We start from the raw sequence: 20,688 nt of genomic DNA, 5'->3' as shown, positions 1-20,688 counted from the left end.
TCTCTACCGCTCGACTTGCATGTGTTAGGCCTGCCGCCAGCGTTCAATCTGAGCCATGATCAAACTCTTCAGTTCAAACATCTTTGGGTTTTTAAGAAACCCTAAACTTGGCTCAGCAATCGTTGGTTACATCTTTGATTTCTCGCGGAGTAACTTGTGATGCTGATAATCTTGTTGACTATCAGTCTGACTCCACAAGCACCCACACGAATTGCTTGATTCAGTTGTTAAAGAGCGGTTGGTTAAGATCTTTCGTCTCAACCGAGGCGCGTATTCTACAGCAGCCTCATTTGCTGTCAAGTGATTATTTTCAGAAGTTTTCAAAGTTTCCTTTGTAACTTCAACCACTTGCGCTTCCGATCTCTCGTTAGCGGGAGGCGAATTCTACAGCGTTACACGCTGCTGTCAACACCTCTTTTTCTCCGCTTTCGACCGAGAAGATCGAACCGTTAACAGAGCCAAACTACACCGCTCTATCAACTCCCTCCAGGCTTCGATGATCTGAAGCAGCTCGCTGCCGAAACCTACATAACTCTTTGTTTACCAAGGAGTTTTCCGTTTCGACTGCGCCGGAAGTGGGGCGAATTATAGACTTCCAGAATCTGCCGTCAACCCTTAATTCAGGATTTCTATCAAATAGACATTCCTGGCTAAAAATCAACCAACTCCCCTCTATATAGAGAACTTAAACAGCCCTCTATATAGAAGGGAAGCCTCAGATGACCCCGGCATCCCTTAACGCCGACACACTCGCCGGCGTTAAACCCAACACCTGCTGCAGGACCTGATGAGTATGCTCACCCAACAGGGGAGGCGCACTGCGGTATTCAACAGGCGTCTTGGACAGTCGCATAGGGCTCGCTACCTGGGGCACCATCCCCGCCAACGCATGAGGCAACTCCATCGCCAGCCCGCGCGCCTTTACCTGCGGGTCGGCAAACACCTGCGCCAAGTCATTGATAGGCCCGCAAGGCACGCCCACCCGCTCCAACTGAGCCACCCATTCAGCAGTTGTCTTGAATACGGTCGCCTGGCGAATCAACGGTATCAGCGCTGCTCTGTTGGCCACCCGCAGCTTATTAGTCGCAAACCGCGGATCATCCGCCCACTGCGGATGCCCGGCCACCTCGGCAAACTTGCGAAACTGTCCATCGTTGCCCACGGTGAGAATGAAGTCGCCATCTGCCGTAGGAAAATCCTGATACGGCACGATATTCGGATGAGCATTGCCCAAGCGCTTGGGAGGAACGCCCGTCGTCAGGTAGTTCATCGCCTGGTTAGCCAGACAAGCCACCTGCACATCCAGCAGCGCCATATCGATATGCTGACCACCACCATCATGATCCCGGTGAGCCATGGCGGCCAGAATCGCCACTGTCGAATAGAGCCCCGTCAGGATATCCGTCAGCGCCACGCCTACCTTGACTGGGCCAGCACCGTCTTCCCCCTCGGGACGGCCCGTCAGACTCATTAACCCGCCAAGCCCCTGGATCATGAAGTCGTAGCCCGCCCGAGCCGCATAGGGCCCAGTCTGGCCAAACCCGGTAATCGAACAGTAGATCAACTCCGGATTGATCTCTTTGAGCGACTCATAGTCCAGCCCATAGGCCGCCAAGCCACCCACCTTGAAGTTCTCGATCAGAATGTCGGACTTCGCCGCCAGGTCACGTACCAGCTTCTGCCCCTCCGGCCGCGTAAAGTCGATGGTTACCGACTCCTTGTTACGGTTGGCCGACAGGTAATACGCCGCCTCAGTGGTGCTCTCCCCATACGCATCCTTGAGGAAGGGCGGCCCCCAGGCACGAGTGTCGTCTCCATTACCAGGCCGCTCAACCTTGATCACTTCAGCGCCAAGGTCCGCAAGTATCTGCCCGGCCCAAGGGCCCGCCAGCACTCGCGACAAATCCAGTACCCGCAGGTGCGATAGCGCGCCCATGGTCGCTCTCCTATTAATAGAACGCCTGAATACCGGTTTGCGCACGCCCCAGGATCAGCGCATGCACGTCGTGGGTACCCTCATAGGTGTTCACCACCTCAAGGTTGACCAGGTGACGGGCAATGCCGAACTCATCGGAGATACCGTTGCCACCGAGCATGTCACGTGCCATCCGCGCAATATCGAGAGACTTGCCACAGGAGTTGCGCTTCATGATCGAGGTAATCTCCACCGCCGCCGTACCTTCATCCTTCATGCGACCCAACCGCAGGCAACCTTGCAGGGCGAGGGTGATCTCGGTCTGCATGTCTGCAAGCTTCTTCTGGATCAACTGGGTTGCCGCCAATGGACGCCCGAATTGCTGACGATCAAGGGTGTATTGGCGCGCGGTATGCCAGCAGAACTCCGCAGCCCCCAATGCACCCCACGAGATCCCGTAACGCGCCGAGTTAAGGCAAGTGAAAGGACCTTTCAAGCCACGCACATCCGGGAAGATGTTTTCTTCAGGCACAAACACGTTATCCATGACGATTTCACCGGTGATCGAGGCGCGCAGCCCGACCTTGCCGTGGATCGCCGGAGCACTCAGGCCTTTCCAGCCCTTCTCCAAGACAAAGCCACGAATGTCGCCCGCATCGTCCTTGCCCCACACCACGAACACATCGGCAATCGGGCTGTTGGTGATCCACATCTTGCTGCCGGTGAGGCTGTAGCCGCCATCCACCTTGCGTGCACGGGTAATCATCGCGCCCGGGTCAGAGCCATGGTTAGGCTCGGTCAGACCAAAGCAGCCAATCCATTCGCCAGACGCCAGCTTCGGCAGGTATTTCTGCTTTTGCGCTTCGGTACCGAATTCATTGATAGGCACCATTACCAGCGATGACTGCACACTCATCATCGAGCGGTAGCCAGAGTCCACGCGCTCGACTTCGCGAGCGATCAGGCCGTAGCTGACGTAGTTCAAACCGCTGCCACCGTATTGCTCGGGAATCATCGCACCCAGCAGACCGGTCTCGCCCATTTCGCGGAAGATCGCAGGGTCGGTCTTTTCATGGCGAAAGGCTTCGAGCACACGCGGCGCCAGCTTGTCCTGGGCGAACTGCTCGGCGCTGTCGCGCACCATGCGTTCTTCTTCAGTGAGCTGTGAATCCAGCAGCAGTGGATCGATCCAGTTGAAGCTTGCCTTACCGCCCATGAGTGAGTCCTCGCGAAGTAAATCAAAAGTCGTGCATGGAGCCTAGGCCGGGCAGGCGAGGAGGGCAAACGAGGTTTTTGCATAGCCTTGTGCTAATTTCTCACTCCGAAACATAAAAAACCTCCATTGATGCTAGTTACTTGTGAGGCTACGGTACATGCGCAGAAAGATTCCCAGCACCACGGCCCTGGTCAGTTTTGAGGCGGCGGCCCGCCACGAAAGCTTCACCAAGGCTGCGCAGGAGCTTTCGATCACCCAAGGCGCAATCTGCCGACAGATCGCCAGCCTCGAAGAGTTTTTGAGTGTCGAGCTGTTTCGACGCTCACGCCGAGGCGTGAAGCTGACAGAAGCCGGGCTTTCCTACAGCCGCCGGGTAGCCACACAACTGGACGCGGTCGAGCGCGACACCTTGTCGGTGATGGGCCAGCAGGGCACCAACGTTATCGAACTGGCGGTAGTCCCCACCTTCGGCACCCAGTGGCTGATCCCGCGCCTCAAGGACTTTCAGCATCAGCACCCGGAGGTCACCGTCAACCTGACCAACCGTACACGGCCGTTCCTGTTTGCCGATACCGAATTCGACGCGGCGATCTACTTTGGCGACGCCGACTGGTCCGGTACCGAATCCCACAAACTAATGGGAGAAAACCCGCTCCCTGTGTGCAGCCCGCGCTTGCTGGGTGAACGTACGCACTTCAGCGCGCAGGAAATTGCCGAACTGCCCCTGCTGCAGCAAACCACTCGCCCCTACGCCTGGCGCCAGTGGTTCAACGCGCAACAGCTAGACATACCCCGCGACATGACAGGCCCGCGTTACGAGCTATTCTCCATGTTGTCCCAGGCAGCCATGCACGACATGGGCATTGCACTGATCCCGCCGTTCCTCATTCAAAGGGAATTGAACGAAGGGCACCTGGTGATCGCAAGCCCCCAGGTACTGGCGAGTTCAAAGGCGTATTACTTGATGATTCCCGAGAGAAAAGTCGAATCGGCTTCTCTTCACGCGTTCAGAGACTGGCTGATCAATCAGTCACTGCGCTACAACCCCAATAGCTAAAGGCGAACGCTGGCTTATTGACTCTGTAGTCAGCAAATTAAAATACCTACATATATATATATATGTCGCAATTTAGAAGACCGCATCTTTTGACGGTAAATCGGTCTTAAAGCCATACGTATATTGGCCTGTAGCCATAATGTGACAGCAATAGACAGCCATTCACATCAACCATGACGACAAGCCAATATTTTAGCTAAACCCCTTTAAATACCTGTATTTGAAAGAGTTATACCCAAGCATTGCGACAATCAGTCACAGGGTGACTTGTAGTTAATTTTTCGTCACCCGTCATAATCTCTTGAAGGCCGTAAAGTTCGCCTGCAAAATGCCGCGCCCCGCTGTATTTCAGCGGGATCGTGCTGATCGGCCGCCCAGATGCACCTCTTGCGGTGCACTGGCCTTTTACAAAAATCAAAGCAAAAAGATCATGCAGGAGATTTGACGTGCACATTGGTGTTCCTCTCGAAACCCAGACCGGTGAAACGCGGGTGGCTGCCACCCCGGAAACCATCAAGAAGCTGATCGGCCAGGGCCACAAGGTCACTGTGCAAAGCGGGGCAGGCATCAATGCCAGTGTCGTCGACAGTGCCTATGAAGCGGCAGGCGCAACCATTGGCAACGCCAGCGAGGCATTCGGTGCCGAACTGATTCTCAAGGTCGTAGCCCCGAATGACAGCGAACTGACGCTGATCAAACGCGGCGCGGTGTTGGTGGGCATGCTCAATCCGTTCAGCAACGAAACCATCACCCGACTGGCCGAGCATGGCATCACGGCCTTTGCCCTTGAGGCCGCACCGCGCACCTCCCGCGCGCAAAGCCTGGATGTGCTGTCTTCCCAAGCGAACATTGCCGGTTATAAGGCTGTGTTGCTCGCCGCCCATCACTACCCACGCTTCATGCCAATGTTGATGACCGCCGCAGGCACGGTGAAAGCCGCTCGCGTGCTGATCCTCGGCGCGGGCGTAGCAGGGCTGCAGGCGATTGCTACCGCGAAACGTCTGGGCGCCGTCATCGAAGCGTCCGACGTGCGGCCGGCCGTAAAGGAACAGATCGAGTCCCTGGGCGCCAAGTTCGTCGACGTGCCCTACGAAACCGATGAAGAGCGCGAATGCGCCGTCGGTGTTGGCGGCTACGCACGTCCGATGCCCACCAGCTGGATGCAGCGTCAGGCCCTGGCCGTGCACGAGCGCGCCAAGCAAGCCGACATCGTCATCACCACTGCATTGATCCCGGGCCGCAAGGCGCCAACCCTGCTCAGCGCCGAGACCGTCGCACAGATGAAGCCAGGTTCGGTGGTCATCGACCTCGCGGCAGCCCAGGGCGGCAACTGCCCACTGACCGTGGCAGACCAGGTGGTCGTGGAAAACGGCGTGACCATCTGCGGCCCGACCAACCTGGCAGGCGCCGTCGCAGCCGATGCCTCGGCGCTGTACGCGCGCAACCTGCTGGACTTCCTGAAGCTGGTCTTCACCAAGGAAGGGCAGTTTGAAATCAACCTCGAAGACGACATCGTCGCCGCGTGCCTGATGTGCCGCGACGGCCAAGTCATCCGCAAAAACGCCTAAGCAGGGATTCAGACGATGGAAGAGCTTATCTCCCCCGGTATCTACAACCTGATCATCTTTGTGCTGGCAATTTATGTCGGTTACCACGTGGTCTGGAACGTCACCCCAGCCTTGCACACCCCGCTGATGGCCGTGACCAACGCAATTTCGGCGATCGTAATCGTCGGCGCCATGCTGGCGGCCGCACTCACCGTGACGCCGCTGGGCAAGACCATGGGCACCCTGGCCGTGGCCCTGGCTGCGGTCAATGTATTCGGCGGCTTCCTGGTTACCCGCAGGATGCTTGAGATGTTCAAGAAGAAAGCCCCGAAAGCAAAAGAAGAGGCGCCGAAGTAATGAGCATGAATCTGGTTACGACGCTCTACCTGATCGCGTCGATCTGCTTTATACAGGCCCTCAAAGGCTTGTCACACCCAACCACCTCGCGGCGCGGCAACCTGTTCGGCATGCTCGGCATGGCGCTGGCAGTGCTCACCACCGTGGGCCTCATCTATAAGCTCGGCGCGGAGCTGGCGACTGCCGGCATCGGGTACGTCATCGTTGGCCTGCTGGTCGGCGGCACCGCCGGCTCGATCATGGCCAAGCGCGTAGAAATGACCAAGATGCCGGAACTGGTGGCGTTCATGCACAGCATGATCGGCCTCGCTGCGGTGTTTATTGCCATTGCCGCAGTCGTGGAGCCGCAATCCCTGGGCATCGTCAAACACCTGGGGGATTCGATCCCTGCCGGTAACCGCTTGGAACTGTTCCTTGGTGCTGCCATCGGCGCGATTACGTTCTCCGGCTCCGTCATTGCCTTCGGCAAGCTGTCGGGTAAGTACAAGTTCCGCCTGTTCCAGGGCGCACCGGTACAGTTCGGCGGTCAGCACAAGCTGAATCTGGTGCTGGGCCTGCTGACCCTGGGCCTGGGCCTGGCCTTCATGCTCACCGGAAACCTCAGCGCATTCGCATTGATGCTGGCCCTGGCGTTCGTACTGGGCGTGCTGATCATCATCCCGATTGGTGGCGCCGACATGCCAGTGGTCGTCTCGATGCTGAACAGCTACTCCGGCTGGGCGGCGGCGGGTATCGGTTTCTCGCTGAACAACTCGATGCTGATCATCGCCGGCTCCCTGGTGGGTTCAAGCGGCGCGATCCTCTCGTACATCATGTGCAAGGCGATGAACCGTTCCTTCTTTAATGTGCTGCTCGGCGGTTTCGGCAACACGGCAGACGCCGCGGGCCCCGCGGGCCCCGCGGGCTCTAAAGAAGCTCGCCCGGTGAAGTCCGGTTCGGCTGATGACGCAACCTTCCTGCTGACCAACGCGGACACCGTGATCATCGTCCCGGGCTATGGCCTGGCGGTGGCACGGGCGCAACATGCGCTGAAAGAGCTGACCGAGAAGCTGACCCATCGCGGCGTGACCGTGAAGTACGCGATCCACCCGGTTGCCGGCCGCATGCCCGGCCACATGAACGTACTGCTGGCCGAGGCAGAAGTGCCTTACGACCAGGTGTTCGAGATGGAAGACATCAACTCCGAGTTCGGCCAGGCCGACGTGGTGTTGGTGCTCGGCGCCAACGACGTGGTCAACCCGGCCGCCAAGAATGATCCCAAGTCGCCAATCGCGGGGATGCCGATTCTCGAAGCGTTCAAAGCCAAGACCATCATCGTCAACAAGCGCTCCATGGCCAGCGGCTATGCCGGCCTGGACAACGAACTGTTCTACCTGGACAAGACCATGATGGTCTTCGGCGACGCCAAGAAGGTCATCGAAGACATGGTCAAAGCCGTCGAATAAACACTGCGCCAGCGCAATACCCGAACCCTGGCCTTTAGTAGGCTGGGGTTTTTTATTGCCGGTAAAAAACCGACAAAAGGCTCTAAATCGCCGCCTGGCATTCGACCATGGTAGCGGGACGAAATTTTTTGAAATCACTAGACTGCGCATCTTGCTTCCGTAGCCCGAGATAACAATCCATGTACCGTGATCGTATCCGCTTGCCTTCGTTGTTGAACAAGGTCATGAGCGCGGCTGACGCTGCCGCACTGATCCAGGACGGCATGACCGTCGGCATGAGCGGCTTCACCCGCGCCGGTGAAGCCAAGGCCGTGCCCCACGCCTTGGCCGAACGCGCCAAGACCTCGCCGCTGAAAATCACCCTGATGACCGGTGCCAGCCTGGGCAATGACCTGGACAAGCAACTGACCGAAGCCGGCGTACTGTCGCGACGCATGCCATTCCAGGTAGACAGCACTCTGCGCAAGGCGATCAACGCCGGCGAAGTGATGTTTATCGACCAGCACCTGTCGGAGACCGTCGAGCAGCTGCGTAACAATCAGCTCAAGCTGCCGGACATCGCGGTAATCGAAGCCGTGGCCATTACCGAGCAAGGCCATATTGTGCCGACCACATCCGTGGGCAACTCCGCCAGTTTCGCGATTTTCGCCAAGCACGTGATCGTCGAGATCAACATGGCGCATAACCCGAACCTGGAAGGCCTGCACGACATCTATATCCCGAGCTATCGCCCGACCCGCACACCGATTCCGTTGGTGGCCGTGGACGACCGCATCGGCAGCACCGCAATTCCGATCCCACCGGAGAAGATCGTCGCCATCGTCATCACCAATCAGGCCGACTCGGCCTCCACCGTGACGCCACCCGACAGCGACACCCAATCGATCGCCAACCACCTGATCAACTTCCTTAAAGAAGAAGTCGACGCCGGGCGCATGACCAATAAGCTCGGCCCGCTGCAGGCCGGCATCGGCAACATTGCCAACGCGGTGATGTGTGGCTTGATCGAGTCGCCGTTCGAAGATCTGACAATGTATTCGGAAGTACTCCAGGACTCGACGTTCGACCTGATCGACGCCGGCAAGCTGAGCTTCGCCTCGGGCAGCTCGATCACCTTGTCAGAACGGCGCAACGCCGACGTGTTCGGCAACCTGGAGCGCTATAAAGACAAATTGGTGCTGCGGCCCCAGGAAATCTCCAACCACCCGGAAGTGGTACGGCGCCTGGGCATTATCGGCATCAACACCGCGCTGGAGTTCGACATCTATGGCAACGTCAACTCCACCCACGTCTGCGGCACGCGGATGATGAACGGGATTGGCGGCTCGGGTGACTTTGCACGCAACGCGCACCTGGCGATCTTTGTGACCAAGTCGATCGCCAAGGCCGGCGCAATCTCCAGCGTCGTGCCGATGGTCAGCCATGTGGACCATACCGAGCATGATGTCGACATCCTCGTGACCGAGGTCGGCCTGGCAGACCTTCGCGGCCTGGCGCCGCGTGAGCGGGCTCGGGTCATCATCGACAACTGCGTGCACCCGGCATACCGCGACGCCCTGAACACGTACTTCACCCAAGCCTGCGCGCTGGGCGGTCACACCCCGCACATCCTGCGAGAAGCACTGAGTTGGCACATCAACCTGGAAGAAACCGGGCATATGCTGAAAGCGTAATTGATACAGATTCGGACTGATGCAAACACAGTTTCATCAGTCCGGGTTTGCAAACCCATCTTTTAGAAAAAACTGTACTGCTGTACCGGTCATTTCCTACCGAAATATCCTACCCAACTCTCTAAAAATGCCTAAAACGCACCATAAAAGTGCCGACAGGTACAGTTGCCCCAATTTCGTACAGTACAGCCCCTATAAACAGTTAACTGGCCCCTCACAATACAGGTGAACTGTATCTAGAGAGTCTTGCGCCGGAAGAGGATCATTGGCATCAGTTAAACCACTACCTAATCCCGCCACAAGCGGAAGGATGTCATCATGGAACGTACACTCAGTTCCGATCTGTTCTTCGAAGAAAAAGCTGTAAACACCCAGGCTTCCCTGCCTCTGCGCGTTATCGCCAACCTGATGTTGTGGCAGCGCCGCATCTCCAGCCGCCATCAACTGGCTCGTCTGGATTCGCGTCTGCTGGCTGACGCCGGTATCAGCGAAGCACAACGCTACGAAGAGCTGAGCAAGCCGTTCTGGCGCTAATTAGCGTCCGCTGGCCCTGACCCACCGGGTCCACAGCCAGCACTCAGAATTGATCAAGCAAAACCCGCCCCGGGTAACCGGAGGCGGGTTTTGTTGTTTCTGGGGTTTGGATTTCTAAGAGCAAAAACAATAGGCTTTCATATCAACAGGTACAGTTTAAAAAACATAACAATTAAGCAGTACAATTTAGCCTTGGTGTATCTGTACCGGTAAAACCTTCGCGCCCAACATGGAGTTTCAGAACCTCATAAAAGGCGCTCGCCATGAACACCCAAGCCCAGCAACGCCCTCTATTGATAAGGCTACTGCAACGCACGGCCTCGGCACTCGCCCGCTGGGAGCAACGTGCCCGTACACGCAGGTTGCTGGCTCAACTGGACCCGCGGGAATTATCTGACGCGGGCATCAGCCACGGCGACCGAGCAGCCGAACTGTCCAAGTCGTTCTGGAGCGAGTAATCACCACAGGTGACTATCCGAACGGATAAACGGCGGCTTAATATCCGATTACCACGTGGCGAACCCTGTAGAACGGGCGTCTGATGCCCATGGTCCCGCTGATCAAGTAGCGGCTTTGTGCCACTTTTATTCGTTCATTTACAGGAGTCACCCCATGTCCCGTCTTCGCCTGCTGAGCGCTGCAGCCCTGCTGGCCCTGGCTGCCAATGCCAACGCCTCCAGCCTGATCGTGACCACGGATTCGATCGTCGGCGCTCTGAAAGCCACCTCGGATGCGACCTCCGATGCCACGTCCTCCCTGCGTGACAACAAGGTCGTACGTGCCGCCCGCGACGACGCCGCCAGCTTTGTGGCCAGCGACGGCGCCATCCGGGGCGTGAAACTGGAAAGCGCCCTGGCCCAGATCCGCCAACAGGCTCCACAACTGAATACCGCGACTGACGCTCAACTGGCCCAGGCGATCCTGGCCATCTGACCGCAGATGGGGAAGACGGGAGCGCCAGGCGCTCCCTGATCCTGCGCGCTGGCTCTCGCCCGGGCATTGCGCTAGCCTTGGCGCTCGTTTTCAGTTGTCGAGTCCCATGGCTTTTTCATACCGCCTGTTGATCGCTCCCGTAGTGTTTTGCACCTGCTGGTCCACCCAAGCTCCGGCCTTTGACCTGTCAACCCAGAGCCTGGTTGTCAGTGCGTATGCCACCAGCAAAGTGACCTCCGCACCGTTCGACCATAAACTGATACTGGCCGCCCAGGATGACGCTGCCGCTTTCATTGCCACTGACGGCCAATGGCGGGGAGCCCGACTGGAATCAGCGCTGGATTATCTGCGCCACACCCAGCCAAAACTTAACGCCAGTGACCTTGAACTGGCGCAAGCAATTCTCATCCAATAATCATCTTTGTATTTCGGAGTCATTCCATGCGTAGCCCGCTGATCGCCGCCGCTCTCGGCCTGCTGTTGTTGGCCGGTGTTGCCCAGGCGCAAACCCTGAAGGCCACCAGTAACATCATCGTCCGTGCCTCGGCCCGTACCATTGATTTCACCTCGGACACCACCACGTCCATCCGCGACTCCAAAGTCGTGCGCGAAGCCCACGACGATGCCGCCAGTTTCGTCGCCAGCAATGGCGAGATTCGCGGCGCTCAGCTGGAAGCCGCGTTCGATACCCTGCGAACCCGCGTGCCAGAAGCCCGCGACGCCAGCGACCAGGTCCTCGCCGAAGCTATCCTCGCACTGTGAGGCGAATTGCCGCCTGGCTACTGGCCGGCACGCTGCTGCTCGGCGCCAGCGCGGCTCAGGCCGCCCTGCAACTGCGGCTCAAGACTGATGGCTTGAGCCCGGCCCAGCAGCAGGCAAGCCAGGCATTGCTGGATGAGGCGATGCAGGCGTTGCCGCCGCGCTTCATCGAGCAACTGGACCGGACCATCGACGTCGGCTGGACCGACAAGATGCCCGAGAATGCCTACGGCCAGGCCTCGCTGGTGTCCGAACTGGACCTCAACAGCAACCTGCTGGAAAGCCTCACCGACGGCAGCGCCGCGACACAAAAAACCAACCGCCCCCATGGCACCGTGCGCCGTGAAATGCTCGCCACCGTGTTGCATGAACTGACCCACATCTACGACCGCGCCCGGCTGTGGTCCAGCGCCGACCGCACGCTGATCCAGCGTTGCAGCCGCCAGAACAACATCACCGGCCTGATCGGCCTGCCTGATCAATGCCGTGGCCAGAACGATCGCCGCTTTACCCTCAGCGATGACCCACGCCTGTTGGACCTTGCCGGCTGGCCGCAATACGTCGGGCGTCGCGGCGAACGTGAACAGAACAACCACCAGGTCGCCCGCAGCCCGGACATCTACGAAACCACCAGCCCGCTGGAATTCGTCGCGGTCAACATGGAGTACTTCCTCCTCGACCCGAGCTACGCCTGCCGCCGGCCTTCGCTGTACCGCTATTACAAGGAACACTTTGGCTGGGCGCCGCCAGCCAAGGACACCTGCGCCAAGACCTACGCCTTCCTCAACGCCGGCAACGACTTCGCCAAGACCCCGCTGGGTCAGGTCGACCCCGAGAGAGTCTACGAAATCGACTACCTGCTGGCCGAGGCCAACCAGAACCTGGTAAGCCGCTGGGGCCATAGCATGTTGCGTCTGGTGATCTGCGCCCCAGGCCGGCCACGGGGCCCGGATTGCCGGCTGGACCTGGACCAGCACCTGGTTCTGTCCTACCGCGCATTCGTCGGTGACGTACAGCTGTCGAGCTGGGACGGCTTGATCGGCAAATACCCGTCACGGCTGTTCGTGCTGCCGCTGTCACAAGTCATCGACGAGTACACCAAGACCGAACTGCGTGGCCTGGCGTCGGTGCCGCTGAAACTGACCCGCCAAGAGATCAACGACACTGTCGAACACGCCGCTGAAATGCACTGGAGCTACGACGGCAACTACTTCTTCATCTCCAACAACTGCGCGGTGGAGAGCCTGAAACTGTTACGCAGCGGCAGCGCCAACCCGCAGCTGACCGGCCTGGACAACATCACACCCAATGGTCTGCTGGAAGTCCTCAAGGGCCGGGGGCTGGCCGATACCAGCGTGCTGGATGACAAAAAACGCGCGCTGCGCCTGGGCTATCACTTCGATTCTTTCCGCGAGCGGTACCAGGCGATGTTCGAGGTGCTGAAAAAGCGCCTGCCAATCAAGCAGGCCGAAGTGGAGGACTGGCTGTCACTGAGCGCTGAAGAGCGGCGCCCATGGTTCGCCGAGGCTGACCTGCGCACCAGCGCGGCCTTGTTGCTGCTGGAGCAGGCAAGCTTTCGCAAGCAGCTGATGCTGGCCCAGGATGAAGTCAAACAACGCTACCTCGGTGCCCGCGAGCTGAAGAACGGCGGTATGGAGAAAGCCAACGCAACCTTGCAGCAGATCCTCGCCAACAGCGGCTTCCTCAGTCGTCCGGCAGAGCTGTTGGGCACCAGCGGTTACGGCCTGCCCCAGCCGACCGAATCCCAACGCCTGGAATCTGAAAGCGCCGCGCGCCAGAAACAGTTGCAGTCGCTGACCGGCGACCTGGACAAGGAGGTGAGGGCGCTGCTGGAGCCGTCCCGCGCAGCGGAAATTGCCGCGTGTGAAGCCAACCTCAAGCAATTGGGCGAGCACTTGCGAGCGCTGCACAAGGCCTCCGGCGGGTTCGAGTTGCCCTAGAGCGTTTCCCCATCCTCTTGCGGCAACTGTTCATCCAGGCGCAGCCACGGCAATCGGCTCTCTACCCAGATGTGCCGTTCTGCCGGGGCCTGTTCCGGATGATCCAGGGTCGCGATGGTCACATCGATACTCTGGGGACTCAGGCGAGTTTCCAACGCCAGGTGCGCCCCACAGTTCGAACAGAAATACCTCACGCACGTCGATGACGATTCGTACTGCGCCGGCGTTCCCGCCACCCACGCAAACGCGGGACGGGGCAGGGTGATCCAGGTGGTCACCAACCCACCGCTGACCCGCCGGCAAACCGAACAGTGGCAGTGGGCAATGTCCACCAACGCCCCGCTGAACTGATAACGCACCCGCCCGCAATGGCAGCCGCCTTGGTGTTGCTCATGCATGCCCCGTCTCCCACATCCTTATTTCATATAAGACCAGTCGTCACTCAACGTAGCCTGTTTCTTAAGCGAAAGCTGGCTGAAAGCTTCCGGGACTAGGATCGCCCACCACTACCGGCAACAGACCGGTTGTTAACAACAACAATGGTGATTCCCGATGTCCGCTCGTACCCGCCTGTTTGCCCCAACTCCACCCGTACGCCTCGTGCTGTTCGTTCTGCGCTGACCCCAACCGGTTCGCCATTCCCTAGCCGCGCTACGCCTGGAGTATTCCTATGCTGACTTTCCTTGGCTTTGCCATGGTCATCACGTTCATGTACCTGATCATGACCAAGCGCCTGTCCGCGCTGATCGCCTTGATCATCGTGCCAATCCTGTTCGCGCTGTTCGGCGGCTTTGCACCGAAGATCGGCCCGATGATGCTCGAAGGCATCACCAAGCTCGCGCCGACCGGCGTGATGCTGATGTTCGCCATCCTCTATTTCGCCTTGATGATCGACTCCGGCCTGTTCGACCCGGCCGTGCGCAAGATCCTCAAGCTGGTCAAGGGCGACCCGCTGAAGGTCTCGGTCGGCACTGCCGTACTGGCCCTGGTGGTCTCGCTGGACGGTGACGGCGCCACCACTTACATGATCTGCGTGGCCGCCATGCTGCCGTTGTACAAGCGCATCGGCATGAGCCCGCGGATCATGGCCGGCCTGATCATCCTGGCCGGCGGCGTGATGAACATGACGCCATGGGGCGGCCCGACCGCCCGTGCGGCCAGTGCGCTGCATGTAGACCCGTCGGACATTTTCGTACCGATGATCCCGGCGATGCTCGCCGGCGTGGTTGCCATCCTGGTGATTGCCTACATGTACGGCAAGCGCGAACGTGCGCGTCTCGGTGAACTGCACCTGCACGGTGACGAAATTGACCACAGCGAAATCAGCGTTTCGCAGTACCCGGACGCCCGCCGTCCGAAGCTGATCTGGTTCAACGGCGCCCTGACGCTGGCCCTGATGTGCACCCTGATCGCCGGCCTGCTGCCGCTGCCCGTGCTGTTCATGGTGGCCTTCAGTATCGCGATGATCGTCAACTACCCGTGCCTGCAAATGCAGAAAGACCGCGTCGCCGCCCACGCCGGCAGCGTATTGGCGGTGGTCGGGTTGATCTTCGCCGCCGGCATCTTCACCGGCATCCTGTCCGGCACCGGCATGGTCGATGCCATGTCCAAGAGCCTGCTGGCGGTCATCCCCGACGCCCTTGGCCCTTACCTGGCAGTGATCACCGCGCTGGTGAGCATGCCGTTCACGTTCTTCATGTCCAACGACGCGTTCTACTACGGCGTACTGCCCGTACTGGCCGAAGCCGCCAGCCACTACGGCATCACCGCCGTGGAAATGGCTCGCGCCTCGATCGTTGGCCAACCCGTGCACTTGTTGAGCCCACTGGTTCCATCCACTTACCTGTTGGTGGCCCTGGCGGGTATCGAATTTGGCGATCACCAGCGCTTCACCCTCAAGTGGGCGGTACTGGTGTGCCTGTGCATAATGGTCGCCGCATTGCTGATGGGGATTTTTCCGCTGTTCAGCACTCTATAATCGTACAACTCACTGCGCTGGCGCTTAAAGCCGGCGCGGTCTAACACTCGTTCAAAGGAATACACATGGAATGGCTGACCAATCCGGAAATCTGGATTGCTTTCTTCACCCTGACGGCCCTCGAGATCGTCCTGGGCATCGATAACATCATCATGATTTCGATCCTGGTCAGCCGCATGCCCAAGCACATGCAGGCGCGTACCCGGATCTTCGGCCTGGCCCTGGCGATGGTCACGCGGATCCTGTTGCTGCTGTCGATCACATGGGTGATGCGCCTCACCGACGACCTGTTCGTGGTGTTCGGCCAAGGCATTTCCGGTCGCGACCTGATCCTGTTCTTCGGTGGCCTGTTCCTGCTGTGGAAAAGCTCCCAGGAGATGTACCACGCCCTGGAAGGTGAGGACGAAACCCACGACGAGCCAAAAGGCGCCGGTGGCAAGTTCATCTACACCATCATCCAGATCGCGATCATCGACATCGTATTCTCCCTGGACTCGGTGATTACCGCAGTCGGTATGGTTTCCCACGTACCGGTGATGGTGGCTGCGATTATCGTCGCCGTACTGGTGATGATGCTGGCCGCTGGCACCATCAGCGAATTCATCGACAAACACCCGTCGCTGAAGATGCTGGCGCTGTCGTTCCTGCTGGTGGTGGGTACCGTTCTGATCGCTGAAGCCTTCGATGTTCACGTGCCAAAAGGCTACGTTTACTTCGCCATGGCGTTCTCCCTGGCGGTGGAAGCGGTGAACATCAAGATGCGTACCGCCATCGCGAAAAAGAAAAAACAGCAGGACCCTGTGAAACTGCGCAAGGACATTCCGGGTCAGTAACCTTGATCCGCTGCTGAAAAAGGGGCTCTCGAGCCCCTTTTTTTCATCTGCAAAAAACTGATTTCATGACAGTTTTGTTTCAATCCCGACTTTAGCTATGCGATGCTGGCGCAGAGCCCATTCGCCAACTACAGCTTAAGTACAAGACGTAGAACGGCACGCGGCAATTCTTATTTGCTCTTTTTGAGCTAACCCACACGGGGGGCCGAGCATGCTGACCTTGCTCAATCTGCTTTCCGCCGTGACCCTGCTTATCTGGGGCACGCACATCGTCCGTACCGGCATCCTGCGGGTCTACGGTTCCAACTTGCGCCAGGTCATCGGGCAGAACATGTCCAAGCGCTGGCTGGCGTTTATCGCCGGCATCCTGGTGACAGCCATGGTGCAAAGCAGCAACGCCACGGCGATGTTGGTGACCTCGTTTGTCGGCCAGGGCCTGATGGGCCTGATGCCCGCCCTGGCGACCATGCTCGGTGCCGATGTCGGTACGGCATTAATGGCCCGGGTGCTGACCTTTGACCTGTCGTGGCTGTCGCCGCTGCTGATTTTTCTCGGGGTGATTTTCTTTCTCTCGCGCAAACAGACGCGCGCCGGGCAGATGGGCCGTGTCGGTATTGGCTTGGGGCTGATCATTCTTGCGCTGCAATTGATCGTCGAAGCCGCAGGCCCGATTACCCACGCGCAGGGCGTGAAGGTCCTGTTCGCCTCGCTGACCGGCGATATCTTGCTCGATGCCTTGGTCGGCGCACTGTTCGCGATGATTTCCTACTCCAGCCTGGCCGCCGTCCTGCTGACCGCGACCCTGGCCGGCGCCGGCGTGATCGGCCTGCACGTGGCCATCGGCCTGGTGATCGGCGCCAACATCGGCAGCGGCGTGCTGGCCTTCCTCAGCACCAGCATGCAGAACGCCGCCGGTCGCCAGGTGGCCCTGGGCAGCCTGCTCTACAAGCTGATCGGCCTGCTGCTGATCATCCCGGCCCTCGACCCGCTGGCGCTGTGGATGGACACCCTGGACTACAGCGCCCAAGGCATGGTGATCACCTTCCACCTGCTCTATAACGTCATCCGCTGCCTGATCCTGTTGCCGACTATTGGCCCGATGTCCCGCTTGTGCGCCTGGTTGCTGCCGGAGCGTGAAGAGGTCAACGGCCTGGCCAAGCCCCGTCACCTGGACCTGGCGGCGCTCGCCACGCCAAGCCTGGCGCTGGCCAACGCCGCCCGCGAAACCCTGCGCCTGGGTGACTTGATCGACAATATGTTGACCTCGATGCTGGAAGTGCTGCGGGGCAAGCAGACCGCCATCACCCAGGAAATGCGCAGCCTGAGCGACGACGTTGAAGCGCTCTACAGCGCGATCAAACTCTACCTCGCGCAAATGCCCCGCGAAGACCTCAGCGAGCACGACAGCCGACGCTGGGCCGAAATCATTGAGCTGTCGATCAACCTGAAGCTGGCCGGTGACCTGATCGAACGCATGCTGCGCAAGGTCCAGCAGCAAAAAACCTCCCAGCGCCGCTCGTTCTCCGAAGTCGGCCTGGAAGAGCTGGCCGGTCTGCAAACGCAGTTGATCGCCAACCTGCGCCTGGGCCTGTCGGTGTTCCTCAGCGCCGACCCGGAAAGCGCCCGGCAATTGCTGCGGGAGAAACGTCGTTTTCGCGCCCAGGAGCGTCGCCTGGCCCACGCTCACGTCAGCCGCTTGCAACGTAAAATCGTACAGAGCCTGGAGACCAGTTCCCTGCACCTGGAGCTGATTGCCGACATGAAGCGCCTCAACTCGCTGTTCTGCAGCAGCGCGTATGTGGTGCTGGAAACCACCGACACCGGCGCCCTTTCGGCGGACGATATTGCCGACATCACCCATTCGCCCTGAACGTAAGGTGGCGAGTGAAGTCAGTTAACAAGGACCTCACTCGCCAGGAAGCTTGTTATGCGTCGCCTGTTATTCGCCTGCCTGCTTATGGGCTCGGCACACACCTTTGCCTTTGACCGCTTGCAAGTCGAGGGCTACACACTGCCCAACGGCCTGCAACTGCTGCTCAAGCCGGGCACCGAGCGCGGCCACGTGGCCATTCGCCTGGTGGTAGGCGTCGGTCTGGACGACTTCAGTTGCGAAGACAAAGAGCTGCCGCATCTGCTGGAACACCTGCTGTTCAGCGGCATCGACGGTGGCGGCGAAGGTGATCTGGAAGAGCGCATGCAAGCCCTCGGCGGCGACTGGAACGCCTATACCAGCAACGCCGACACCACTTTCGTCATCGAGGCGCCGGCGCAAAACCAGCGCAAGGTGCTCGACCTGTTGCTGGCCATCATCACCCGTACCGAACTGACCGACGCCAACATCAATGCCGCCAAACAGGTGGTGGAACGCGAAGACGGCGGCCATTACTCGCACCTGCAACGCCTGCTGGACCGCCAGGACCTCGGCCACAAGGCCAGCAGTCAGCTTGCGGTGGAACTGGGGCTCAAATGCGCCGAACGTGCCGACGTCGACCACCTGACCCGCGACCAATTGGAAAAACTGCGCAAGGCCTGGTACGCCCCCAACAACATGACCCTGATCATCGTCGGCGACCTGGACAAGCTGTTGCCGGCCTACCTCGAACGCACCTACGGCGAGCTGGATCCGGTTGACCCCACGGAACATCGTGCACTGCCGGAGATTCAACACGCCGCCGCGATTCGCCGTGACCTGATCCATGGCTGGGTGGGTGACAACGCCAAGCTGCACTGGTTGTTCCCCGAGCCAGTGCTGGACGACCAGTACGATGAAACCTTCGACCTGCTCAAGGACTATCTGGACTGGGCGTTGTATCGCCAATTGCGGCTGCAGCACGGCTTGTCCTACGGCCCATGGAGCGAACGCGAAGTGCTCGGCGGCGTCGGCTTCATGAGCCTCAACGCCGACCTCGAGCGCGAAGACTTGCCCGAAGCCGAACAGGTGCTGGAAACCCTCAAGGCCCAACTGCTTCAGGACGGCCTCGACCCCGCCACCTTCGCCCGCCTGCAACAAGCCGCCATCGCCCGCCAGGCGTGGGCGGTTCAGGGCAACAGTGCGTTGGCCGACTATTACTGGAGCGCCTCGGGCGACTACGCCAAGGGGCGTTTCAGCGACCCGGCCAAGCGCATCAAGGCCGTCAGCCTGGAGCAAACCAACCAGGCCATGCGCGAGCTGTTCAAGCAGAACGGCTACTGGCGCATCGAGAAACCGCTGTTCAGCTACGACACCCTCAACTGGATCGCCGCCGGCGCGCTGGGGCTGATCGCGATTGTGTTGCTCGGCGTGTGGCGTTATCGCAAAGGGATTGCGTAATGAGGCCCCGGGAAAACGGCTAAAACGTTATTCTGTCTGGGATTTTTCCTACAAAGACTGTGAACTGCCGAATGCCTATCCTGACCCAGACCATCCAGCGCGTCCTCGAACTGATGAAGCGCTACCCAGGGGTGATTGCACTCGGCGGTTTCATCTCCGGTGTGGGCAGCTTCATCCTGGTGGATCGCCAGCAAGGCATGGCCAGCTGGATCGCGATCATCATGCTGGTGAGCTGGTTATGGCTGATGCTGGAAAACAGCTTCACCCAGCTGTTCAGCAAAGTCTTCAAACGGGAAATCCCCGAACCGCTGTTGCGCTACGCGACGCAGATGATCCACCAGGAAAGCCTGTTTTTTGTGCTGCCGTTCTTTTTTGTCACCACCACCTGGAACAGCGGCCAGTCGATCTTTACTGGCCTGTTGGGCGCGGCGGCGCTGGTTTCGATCACCGACCCGCTGTACTACAAGTGGCTGGCGCCCAAGCGTTCGCTGTTCCTGGCGCTGCACACCCTGACCCTGTTTGCGGCCCTGCTGACCGCGCTGCCGATCATCCTGCACCTGACCACCGCCGAGAGTTACAAACTGGCTCTCGGCGTGGCGATGCTGCTTTCGATCCCGAGCCTGGCGGTGAGCCTGCCGCTGCGCAGTATCAAAGGCTGGGCGATGCTGCTGGGGGTTACGGCAGCGATTGGTTGCGCGGGCTGGTTCCTGCGCAGCTGGGTGCCGCCCGCGACGTTGTGGATGACCGAAGTGGCCATCAGCACTCAATTGCAGGACCGCACGCCCGGCGATGACTTGAAAGAAGTCAGCGCCGCCCAACTGCGCAGCAGCGGGTTGTACGCCTACACCGCGATCAACGCACCGCGCGGGCTGGATGAGCGCATCTACCATGTGTGGAAATTCAACGGCAAGGAAGTCGACCGCATCGCCCTGGACATTCACGGCGGGCGCAAGGAAGGCTATCGGGCCTGGACCCACAAACAGAACTTCCCCCCCGACTCGGTGGGCCGCTGGCAGGTACGGGTGCTGACCGAAGATGGCCAAGTGATCGGCGTGCTGCGCTTCAAGGTGACTGACCCCGGTCAGGCCCCAGCAACGCCGGACGCGCCAAAGTAGGCAGGATCGTGCTATTACGTAGGAATTCTGGAATAGCCAAACAAGCTCGGAGCTT

General features: G+C 59.4%; 19 protein-coding genes and 1 rRNA gene. 16 read left to right on the top strand and 4 right to left on the bottom strand.

Annotated elements, in window-relative coordinates:
* The 3 genes from P3C29_RS06405 to P3C29_RS06395 all read right to left on the bottom strand — a co-directional run.
* A 16S ribosomal RNA gene (locus tag P3C29_RS06405) occupies window positions 1-75 on the bottom strand; the annotation flags it as partial.
* Between the two features lie 640 nt (window positions 76-715).
* Entirely contained in the window at window positions 716-1,936 is a 1,221-nt protein-coding gene (locus P3C29_RS06400) for a CaiB/BaiF CoA-transferase family protein (RefSeq protein ID WP_275964111.1), read from the bottom strand.
* A gap of 13 nt (window positions 1,937-1,949) precedes the next feature.
* On the bottom strand, window positions 1,950-3,131 hold the full coding sequence (locus tag P3C29_RS06395; RefSeq protein WP_010168706.1) for an acyl-CoA dehydrogenase: 1,182 nt from the start codon (window positions 3,129-3,131) through the stop codon (window positions 1,950-1,952).
* Window positions 3,132-3,288: 157 nt separating this feature from the next.
* Here P3C29_RS06395 and P3C29_RS06390 point away from each other — a divergent pair, with 157 nt between their 5' ends.
* From P3C29_RS06390 to P3C29_RS06340, 11 genes are all read left to right on the top strand, one after another.
* Window positions 3,289-4,188, top strand: coding sequence for a LysR family transcriptional regulator (locus P3C29_RS06390; RefSeq protein ID WP_275964110.1), 900 nt, complete (start codon window positions 3,289-3,291; stop codon window positions 4,186-4,188).
* Window positions 4,189-4,634: 446 nt separating this feature from the next.
* Complete coding sequence (locus P3C29_RS06385; protein ID WP_010168702.1) at window positions 4,635-5,756, top strand: Re/Si-specific NAD(P)(+) transhydrogenase subunit alpha; 1,122 nt, start codon at window positions 4,635-4,637, stop codon at window positions 5,754-5,756.
* A gap of 15 nt (window positions 5,757-5,771) precedes the next feature.
* The gene (locus P3C29_RS06380) at window positions 5,772-6,092 is read left to right on the top strand and encodes an NAD(P) transhydrogenase subunit alpha (RefSeq protein ID WP_003220416.1); all 321 of its coding nucleotides are present in this window, start codon (window positions 5,772-5,774) and stop codon (window positions 6,090-6,092) included.
* Window positions 6,092-7,537, top strand: a complete 1,446-nt coding sequence (locus P3C29_RS06375) for an NAD(P)(+) transhydrogenase (Re/Si-specific) subunit beta (protein ID WP_275964109.1) — start codon at window positions 6,092-6,094, stop codon at window positions 7,535-7,537. Before P3C29_RS06380 ends, P3C29_RS06375 begins: the two co-directional genes overlap by 1 nt.
* Before the next feature lie 179 nt (window positions 7,538-7,716).
* A complete protein-coding gene (locus tag P3C29_RS06370; RefSeq protein WP_177084578.1) occupies window positions 7,717-9,210 on the top strand; it encodes an acetyl-CoA hydrolase/transferase family protein in 1,494 nt (497 codons plus the stop codon).
* Window positions 9,211-9,528: 318 nt separating this feature from the next.
* Window positions 9,529-9,744: a DUF1127 domain-containing protein gene (locus P3C29_RS06365; RefSeq protein ID WP_010168694.1), complete on the top strand. Its 216-nt coding sequence runs from the start codon at window positions 9,529-9,531 to the stop codon at window positions 9,742-9,744.
* A 263-nt stretch (window positions 9,745-10,007) separates the two neighbouring features.
* On the top strand, window positions 10,008-10,202 hold the full coding sequence (locus P3C29_RS06360) for a DUF1127 domain-containing protein (protein WP_201125819.1): 195 nt from the start codon (window positions 10,008-10,010) through the stop codon (window positions 10,200-10,202).
* Window positions 10,203-10,356: 154 nt separating this feature from the next.
* Window positions 10,357-10,677: a DUF2388 domain-containing protein gene (locus tag P3C29_RS06355; RefSeq protein WP_010168690.1), complete on the top strand. Its 321-nt coding sequence runs from the start codon at window positions 10,357-10,359 to the stop codon at window positions 10,675-10,677.
* A 106-nt stretch (window positions 10,678-10,783) separates the two neighbouring features.
* Window positions 10,784-11,092, top strand: coding sequence for a DUF2388 domain-containing protein (locus P3C29_RS06350; protein ID WP_275964108.1), 309 nt, complete (start codon window positions 10,784-10,786; stop codon window positions 11,090-11,092).
* Window positions 11,093-11,118: 26 nt separating this feature from the next.
* Window positions 11,119-11,439 (top strand): DUF2388 domain-containing protein, encoded by a 321-nt coding sequence (locus tag P3C29_RS06345; RefSeq protein ID WP_010168687.1) that lies wholly within the window; start codon window positions 11,119-11,121, stop codon window positions 11,437-11,439.
* Window positions 11,436-13,397 carry a DUF4105 domain-containing protein gene (locus tag P3C29_RS06340; protein WP_169386707.1) on the top strand — a complete coding sequence of 654 codons (1,962 nt, stop codon included), beginning with the start codon at window positions 11,436-11,438 and terminating at the stop codon, window positions 13,395-13,397. Before P3C29_RS06345 ends, P3C29_RS06340 begins: the two co-directional genes overlap by 4 nt.
* Here P3C29_RS06340 and P3C29_RS06335 read toward each other — a convergent pair.
* Window positions 13,394-13,795 carry a GFA family protein gene (locus tag P3C29_RS06335; RefSeq protein WP_201125816.1) on the bottom strand — a complete coding sequence of 134 codons (402 nt, stop codon included), beginning with the start codon at window positions 13,793-13,795 and terminating at the stop codon, window positions 13,394-13,396. The genes P3C29_RS06340 and P3C29_RS06335 overlap by 4 nt on opposite strands.
* Window positions 13,796-14,067: 272 nt before the next feature.
* On the opposite strand from P3C29_RS06335, the gene P3C29_RS06330 reads away from it, so the two are divergent.
* From P3C29_RS06330 to P3C29_RS06310, 5 genes are all read left to right on the top strand, one after another.
* Entirely contained in the window at window positions 14,068-15,375 is a 1,308-nt protein-coding gene (locus tag P3C29_RS06330) for a CitMHS family transporter (RefSeq protein ID WP_010168681.1), read from the top strand.
* 65 nt (window positions 15,376-15,440) lie between these two features.
* Window positions 15,441-16,208, top strand: a complete 768-nt coding sequence (locus P3C29_RS06325; RefSeq protein WP_010168680.1) for a TerC family protein — start codon at window positions 15,441-15,443, stop codon at window positions 16,206-16,208.
* 211 nt (window positions 16,209-16,419) lie between these two features.
* On the top strand, window positions 16,420-18,078 hold the full coding sequence (locus P3C29_RS06320) for a Na/Pi cotransporter family protein (protein ID WP_169386708.1): 1,659 nt from the start codon (window positions 16,420-16,422) through the stop codon (window positions 18,076-18,078).
* A 57-nt stretch (window positions 18,079-18,135) separates the two neighbouring features.
* Complete coding sequence (locus tag P3C29_RS06315) at window positions 18,136-19,518, top strand: pitrilysin family protein (RefSeq protein ID WP_201125815.1); 1,383 nt, start codon at window positions 18,136-18,138, stop codon at window positions 19,516-19,518.
* 71 nt (window positions 19,519-19,589) lie between these two features.
* A complete protein-coding gene (locus tag P3C29_RS06310) occupies window positions 19,590-20,633 on the top strand; it encodes a DUF5924 family protein (protein ID WP_010168673.1) in 1,044 nt (347 codons plus the stop codon).
* Window positions 20,634-20,688 lie beyond the last annotated feature (55 nt).

Source organism: Pseudomonas sp. 1912-s, from assembly GCF_029269205.1.
GTDB lineage: Bacteria > Pseudomonadota > Gammaproteobacteria > Pseudomonadales > Pseudomonadaceae > Aquipseudomonas.
This window is presented reverse-complemented; position numbering and strand designations above follow the sequence as displayed.

Bases quoted from the DNA above. Each gene is read 5' to 3' on its own strand.
- P3C29_RS06400 (WP_275964111.1), bottom strand. From the start codon at position 1,936: ATGGGCGCGCTATCGCACCTGCGGGTACTGGATTTGTCGCGAGTGCTG.
- P3C29_RS06395 (WP_010168706.1), bottom strand. From the start codon at position 3,131: ATGGGCGGTAAGGCAAGCTTCAACTGGATCGATCCACTGCTGCTGGAT.
- P3C29_RS06390 (WP_275964110.1), top strand. From the start codon at position 3,289: ATGCGCAGAAAGATTCCCAGCACCACGGCCCTGGTCAGTTTTGAGGCG.
- P3C29_RS06380 (WP_003220416.1), top strand. From the start codon at position 5,772: ATGGAAGAGCTTATCTCCCCCGGTATCTACAACCTGATCATCTTTGTG.
- P3C29_RS06375 (WP_275964109.1), top strand. From the start codon at position 6,092: ATGAGCATGAATCTGGTTACGACGCTCTACCTGATCGCGTCGATCTGC.
- P3C29_RS06370 (WP_177084578.1), top strand. From the start codon at position 7,717: ATGTACCGTGATCGTATCCGCTTGCCTTCGTTGTTGAACAAGGTCATG.
- P3C29_RS06365 (WP_010168694.1), top strand. From the start codon at position 9,529: ATGGAACGTACACTCAGTTCCGATCTGTTCTTCGAAGAAAAAGCTGTA.
- P3C29_RS06360 (WP_201125819.1), top strand. From the start codon at position 10,008: ATGAACACCCAAGCCCAGCAACGCCCTCTATTGATAAGGCTACTGCAA.
- P3C29_RS06355 (WP_010168690.1), top strand. From the start codon at position 10,357: ATGTCCCGTCTTCGCCTGCTGAGCGCTGCAGCCCTGCTGGCCCTGGCT.
- P3C29_RS06350 (WP_275964108.1), top strand. From the start codon at position 10,784: ATGGCTTTTTCATACCGCCTGTTGATCGCTCCCGTAGTGTTTTGCACC.
- P3C29_RS06345 (WP_010168687.1), top strand. From the start codon at position 11,119: ATGCGTAGCCCGCTGATCGCCGCCGCTCTCGGCCTGCTGTTGTTGGCC.
- P3C29_RS06335 (WP_201125816.1), bottom strand. From the start codon at position 13,795: ATGCATGAGCAACACCAAGGCGGCTGCCATTGCGGGCGGGTGCGTTAT.
- P3C29_RS06330 (WP_010168681.1), top strand. From the start codon at position 14,068: ATGCTGACTTTCCTTGGCTTTGCCATGGTCATCACGTTCATGTACCTG.
- P3C29_RS06325 (WP_010168680.1), top strand. From the start codon at position 15,441: ATGGAATGGCTGACCAATCCGGAAATCTGGATTGCTTTCTTCACCCTG.
- P3C29_RS06320 (WP_169386708.1), top strand. From the start codon at position 16,420: ATGCTGACCTTGCTCAATCTGCTTTCCGCCGTGACCCTGCTTATCTGG.
- P3C29_RS06315 (WP_201125815.1), top strand. From the start codon at position 18,136: ATGCGTCGCCTGTTATTCGCCTGCCTGCTTATGGGCTCGGCACACACC.
- P3C29_RS06310 (WP_010168673.1), top strand. From the start codon at position 19,590: ATGCCTATCCTGACCCAGACCATCCAGCGCGTCCTCGAACTGATGAAG.